Annotated in this window: 5 protein-coding genes; all 5 read left to right on the top strand. The window is 68.8% G+C overall.

What is annotated here, in order from left to right:
- The first annotated feature begins 377 nt into the window (after positions 1-377).
- Positions 378-1,025 carry a Holliday junction branch migration protein RuvA gene (gene ruvA / locus ACLN58_RS16740; RefSeq protein WP_415856385.1) on the top strand — a complete coding sequence of 216 codons (648 nt, stop codon included), beginning with the start codon at positions 378-380 and terminating at the stop codon, positions 1,023-1,025.
- The gene (ruvB, locus tag ACLN58_RS16735) at positions 1,018-2,115 is read left to right on the top strand and encodes a Holliday junction branch migration DNA helicase RuvB (protein ID WP_415856384.1); all 1,098 of its coding nucleotides are present in this window, start codon (positions 1,018-1,020) and stop codon (positions 2,113-2,115) included. Before ruvA ends, ruvB begins: the two co-directional genes overlap by 8 nt.
- Before the next feature lie 175 nt (positions 2,116-2,290).
- Positions 2,291-2,707 carry a preprotein translocase subunit YajC gene (gene yajC / locus ACLN58_RS16730; RefSeq protein WP_415856386.1) on the top strand — a complete coding sequence of 139 codons (417 nt, stop codon included), beginning with the start codon at positions 2,291-2,293 and terminating at the stop codon, positions 2,705-2,707.
- Between the two features lie 71 nt (positions 2,708-2,778).
- Positions 2,779-4,566: a protein translocase subunit SecD gene (gene secD / locus ACLN58_RS16725; RefSeq protein ID WP_415856383.1), complete on the top strand. Its 1,788-nt coding sequence runs from the start codon at positions 2,779-2,781 to the stop codon at positions 4,564-4,566.
- Complete coding sequence (gene secF, locus ACLN58_RS16720; protein WP_415856382.1) at positions 4,566-5,570, top strand: protein translocase subunit SecF; 1,005 nt, start codon at positions 4,566-4,568, stop codon at positions 5,568-5,570. The genes secD and secF overlap by 1 nt, the downstream gene beginning before the upstream one ends.
- The last annotated feature ends 210 nt before the right edge of the window (positions 5,571-5,780 follow it).

Raw genomic sequence — 5,780 nt, 5'->3', positions numbered from 1 at the left:
CGCCTTCCGCCGTCGGACGGACGACGGCGATAACGGCCACCGCGATGACGCCGGCACAGCGGGCGTGGGTAGAAGCGGAGTCCAAGGCGCGCCGAAGGACCTAAGGTCGCCTAAGTGTCGGGGAAAGGGCCAGCGGCGGAGTCCAAGGCGCGCCGGAGAACCTGAGGCGTGCGGAGTATCGGGCGGTCGGGCCAGAAGCGGAGTCCAAGGCGCGCCGGAGAACCTGAGGCGTGCGGAGTATCGGGCGGTCGGGCCAGAAGCGGAGTCCAAGGCGCGCCGGAGAACCTGAGGCGCGCCGCGGCTCCTGACGTGTTCTGTCGGACTCCGACGCTAGATTATTCGTAGATGTGTTCGGACGGCAGAAGGGTCGTTGAGCGGTGATCAGCTTCTTGCGCGGCACGGTGGCTCACGTGGGCCTCTCGGCGGCGGTGATCGACGTCGGGGGAGTGGGCATGTCCTTCGCCGCGACGCCTCGGACCCTCGCGGGACTCCGGGCCGGCGAGGAGGGCACGGTGCAGACGCTCCTCGTGGTACGCGAGGAGTCCCTCACGCTCTACGGATTTGCCTCGCCTGATGAACGCGAGGTGTTCGAGGTGCTTTTGGGCGTCGCAGGGGTCGGACCGCGACTCGCCCTCGCGGTGCTCGCGGTGCACAGCCCGGAGGCGGTCCGTGTCGCGGCCCACTCGGAGGACGCGAAGGCGTTCACGAAGGTGCCCGGGATCGGGCCCAAGGTCGGCGCACGCCTCGTCCTCGAACTCAAGGGCAAGCTCGTTCCGCTAGGCAGCCCGGGCGAGCCCGCGCCGTCGTCCGCCCAGGGCGCGGAGGCGGCCTGGAAGCCGCAGGTGGTTGAAGCGCTGACGTCGCTCGGATGGTCGGAGAAGGACGCGTCGGCGAGCATCGACCGCGCGCTTGAGGACCGCCCCGAACTCGCCGAGGGCGGAAGCGTGCCGGAGATCCTCCGTGCCACGCTCCGTTGGCTCGGGCAGGGCCCGCGGACCCCCGCCAAGGCAGGTGCCCGTGGCTGAGCCCTCGCTCGTCTCGAGCGGCGAGGAGCCGGAGGAGCGCGTCATCGAGGCGGCGCTCCGGCCGAAGCACCTCGACGACTTCGTGGGCCAGCAGCGCGTGCGCCGCCAGCTCTCGCTCGTGCTTGAGGCGTCCCGGCTGAGGGGACGCAGCGCGGACCACGTGCTGCTCTCGGGTCCTCCGGGCCTCGGCAAGACGACGCTCGCCATGATCATCGCGGCGGAGATGAACGCGCCGCTGCGCATCTCCTCGGGTCCCGCGATCCAGCACGCGGGAGACCTCGCGGCCATCCTCTCCTCGCTCTCCGAGGGCGAGGTCCTGTTCCTCGATGAGATCCACCGCATGTCCCGGCCTGCCGAGGAGATGCTGTACATGGCCATGGAGGATTTCCGCGTCGACATCGTGGTCGGCAAAGGCGCGGGCGCCACGGCGATCCCGCTCGATCTCCCACCGTTCACGCTCGTGGGCGCGACCACGAGGGCCGGCCTCCTGCCAGGCCCGCTGCGCGACCGCTTCGGCTTCACAGGCCACCTCGAGTTCTATTCCGTCGAGGAACTCGAGCTCGTGCTCCGGCGCTCGGCGGGGCTGCTTGACCTCCGGGTCACCTCGGCGGCGTTCACAGAGGTCGCGGGCCGCTCGCGCGGCACGCCGCGCATCGCCAACCGCCTCCTGCGGCGCGTGCGGGACTGGGCGCTCGTGCATCGGATCGAGAGCATCGACGCGCGCTCGGCCGCCGCTGCGCTCGACATGTACGAGGTCGACGCGCGGGGCCTCGACCGGCTCGACCGCGCCGTCCTGACTGCGCTTGCCACCAAGTTCGGCGGTGGTCCCGTGGGGCTCTCGACACTCGCCATCGCGGTAGGGGAGGAGCCCGAGACGGTGGAGACGGTTGCCGAGCCGTATCTGGTCCGCGAGGGGCTCATGGGCCGCACGCCGCGCGGGCGCATCGCGACACCGGCCGCCTATGGGCACCTCGGGCTGCCCGTCCCACCGGATGCGCCGTTCGCCTATAGCGCAACGCTCTTCGATACATCGTCGCCGGGTGGCGAGGACGCGGGGGATGAGGAGGACGTCCTGGCCGACTGGCGGTGAGCGGCTGCCGGGAGTCAGGCCGCCGGGAACTCTTCGTACGGCTTGCCCGTAGACTGAGAGAAGACATCCCGTTCACAACGGGCCGTGATGCCGTGCCCGGGCTTGCCCCGGGACTGACGCGCGTCTTCCAGACGACGCGTCCCTCCGAAAGAGATTGGACTCAGCCATGGACTTGATGACTATCCTCCTGCTCGTCATCTTCGCCTTCTTCATCTTCACGATGTTCCGGCGCAACAGGAAGCAGCAGGCACAGCAGACGGAGATGCGGTCGAAGTTCGTCCCGGGGGTTGAGGTCATGACCAGCTTCGGGCTGTACGGCCGCATCCTCGAGGTGGACGAGGCCGAGAACAAGGTGGTGCTCGAGCTTTCGCCCGGCACGACCGCGACGGTTCACCGCCAGGCCGTCTCGAAGATCGTGGAGCCGACCGAGCCGGTGGTCGAGGGCGACGCCGAGACCGCTGCCGATCCGACCGAGGCAGAGACGGCCCACGGTCCGGAGAGCTCCCACGGTGCTGCCGCCGCGAGCCCCGAGTTGCAGCTCCACGAGACGCCCGAGCAGACCCTCAAGCGCCTCGAAGGCGAAGGCAAGTAGAGTCTCACCATCCTCGTCCGCGTCCGGTCCGTCCGGCCGCGGACGTCGTCCACATCAGGAGTTAGCAACCCATGGCTCGATCCCGCACGAAGCGGCCGGGACTCAGGACCGTCATCTGGCTCGTTGTCCTCTTTGTTGCCCTCGTCTCCGTTCTCGGCGGGGGTGTCTTGGCCAGTCAAGCTTCGTGGGCGCCGAAGCTCGCGCTTGACCTCGAGGGTGGCACGCAGATGATCCTGGCCCCGAAGGTCACCGGCGGTGGAGCCGTGACCCAGGACCAGCTCAATCAGGCCGTCGAGATCATCCGCCAGCGCGTTGACGGTTCGGGCGTGTCCGAGGCCGAGATCAGCACCCAGTCGAGCCGCAACGTCGTGGTCAGCCTTCCGGGGACCCCGTCCGCCCAGACGCGGCAGCTCATCCAGGCCTCGGCGGACATGAACTTCCGTCCGGTCCTGACCGCGGGCGATCCGGCGGCCGTCGCGAAGGACAAGCTCCTGCCCGACGCGCAGCTCCCGAACCCGACCGCGGCGCCAGCCAACGCGAGCGACACGAACTGGATCACCGCCGATCTCTACAAGCAGTACGAGGCGCTCGACTGCACGCAGCCGCAGGCCGAGACGACGCAGCGCTCCGATCCGGCGAAGCCGCTCGTGACGTGCCAGCCCGCGGCGTCCGGGGGCCAGGCCGTGAAGTACATCCTCGGCCCGGTCGAGATCCCCGGTGCGGACATCTCGGGCTCGACGTACGGGCTCGTGCAGGGCCAGCAGGGCTCGGTCACGAACCAGTGGGCCGTCAACATCCAGTTCAATGCCGACGGCACGAAGAAGTTCAAGGACGTCACCCAGCGGCTCAACGGCTTCTACGTCGCGGCTGGCAGCACGAGCGGGGCCGACCCGCGCGCGCAGTTCGCGATCGTGCTCGACGACAAGGTGCTCTCGGCTCCGCAGGCCCTCGCGGTCATCACCGACGGCCACCCGCAGATCACGGGCAGCTTCACGCAGTCGAGCGCGCAGACGCTCTCCGACCAGCTGCGCTTCGGCGCCCTCCCGATCAGCTTCGACATCCAGAGCGAGGAGCAGATCTCCGCGACGCTCGGCACCGAGCAGCTCCAGATGGGCCTCCTCGCGGGCGCGATCGGCCTCCTGCTCGTCGTCGTGTACTCGCTCTTCCAGTACCGGGCGCTCGGCTTCGTGACGATCTTCTCGCTCGTCGTCGCCGGCCTTCTGACGTACCTCGCGATCTCGATCCTGGGGTGGACCCAGAACTACCGGCTCTCGCTCGCCGGCGTCGCGGGCCTCATCGTCGCGATCGGTCAGACCGCGGACTCGTTCATCGTGTACTTCGAACGCATCCGCGACGAGCTCCGCGAGGGGCGGGGACTCGTCTCCGCCGTCGAGAACGGCTGGAGGCGGGCCAAGCGCACGGTTCTCGCCTCGAAGGCCGTCAACCTCCTCGCCTCGGTGGTGCTGTACTTCGTCGCGGTGGGCAACGTGCGCGGCTTCGCGTTCACGCTCGGCCTCACGGCCATTGCGGACCTCATCGTCGTGTTCATGTTCACGCACCCGACGCTGCAGCTTCTCGCCCGGACGAAGTTCTTCGGCGAGGGCCACCGGTTCTCGGGCCTCGACCCCGTACAGCTCGGTGCCGTTCCGCTCTACCGGGGAGCGGGCCGACTCCGCGAGGCGTCCGAGGCCGCGCGGTCAACGCTCAAGCCGAAGAACGCCGCGGCCGCGGCAGAGGCTGGCCGCCGCATGACCATCGCCGAGCGTCGCGCCGCGGCCGCCGAGAACGGCGGGAAGTCTGATCTCGCGGCCGCCGGCAAGTCCGGCCAGCGCACCGAGCGCTCCCAGGAGGAGAACTGATGTCGACGACAGCCCTCGCCCGCTTCGGCAACGAGCTCTACTCCGGGAAGCGTTCGTACGACTTCGTCGCCAAGAAGAGGATCTGGTTCCTCATCGCCGCGGCCGCGATCATCGTCGCGATCGTCGTGCCGATCCTGAGGGGCGGGTTCAATCTCAGCATCGACTTCCGCGGCGGTTCGCAGTTCACGGTCTCGCAGACCAAGACCTCGGACACCGTGCCCGGTCAGAACGCGGTCCACTCGGTGGTCGCCGGGGCTGCCCCCCGCGTGACGAACGTCGCGGGCGGCACGATCCAGGTCCAGACGGATCAGCTCTCCGACACCGAGACTCTCCAGGTCAAGGACAAGCTCGCCTCGGCGTATGGGGTGTCCCAGGACAAGGTGACCTCGACGTTCATCGGCCCGACGTGGGGCGCTGACGTCACGAATCAGGCGCTCCTGGGCTTCGTGGTCTTCGTGGGGCTCGCCGCCGTGCTCATGGCCCTGTACTTCCGCACGTGGAAGATGTCGCTCTCGGCTCTCACGGGCATGATCGTGACCATCTTCGTGACGGAGGGCGTGTACGCGATCAGTGATTTCGAGGTCTCGCCGTCGGCGATCATCGGCTTCCTCACGATCCTGAGCTACTCGCTGTACGACACGGTCGTGGTCTTCGACAAGATCCGCGAGAACACGGCGGACGTCAAGGCGTCCTCGCGCCGGACGTTTGCTGAGGAGGTCAACCTCGCGGTGAACCAGACGCTCGTCCGATCGATCAACACGATGATGGTCGCCGTCCTCCCGGTCGCCGCGATCCTGTTCATCGGTGCTGGGCTCCTCGGCGCTGGCACGCTCCGCGACCTGTCCCTGGCCCTCTTCGTCGGCATCCTCGTCGGCACCGCGGCGACGCTCTTCATCGCGGCCCCGATGTACGCGTGGCTGCGCGAGCGCGAGCCGGACCTCGTCAAGCAGGCCGAGAAGGTCGAGGCCCGGCGCGAGTTGCAGCCCGCCGACCCGACCGCCTGACGCAGCAGCCGGGGCGTTCGCGGGGCGGGTCGACGACGCTCTCCGCGAACGCTTGCTGTGCGGGGGAATGGGCGGGATTCTGCGGCATGTTCGTACAGGCATAGACTGAATGAATTCTTAGACCGTTCAGGAGGCTTGCTTGGAGGAACGCCCGACGCCCGTGCCGGCCCGGTCAGGCGGCCCGCAGTCCGCGGGATCAGTCGGAACCGG

The sequence above is a fragment of the Sinomonas sp. G460-2 genome (assembly GCF_047759905.1).
Lineage (GTDB): Bacteria > Actinomycetota > Actinomycetes > Actinomycetales > Micrococcaceae > Sinomonas.
The sequence above is the reverse complement of the archived record's forward strand: the minus strand, read 5'-3'. Positions and strand labels throughout refer to the sequence as shown.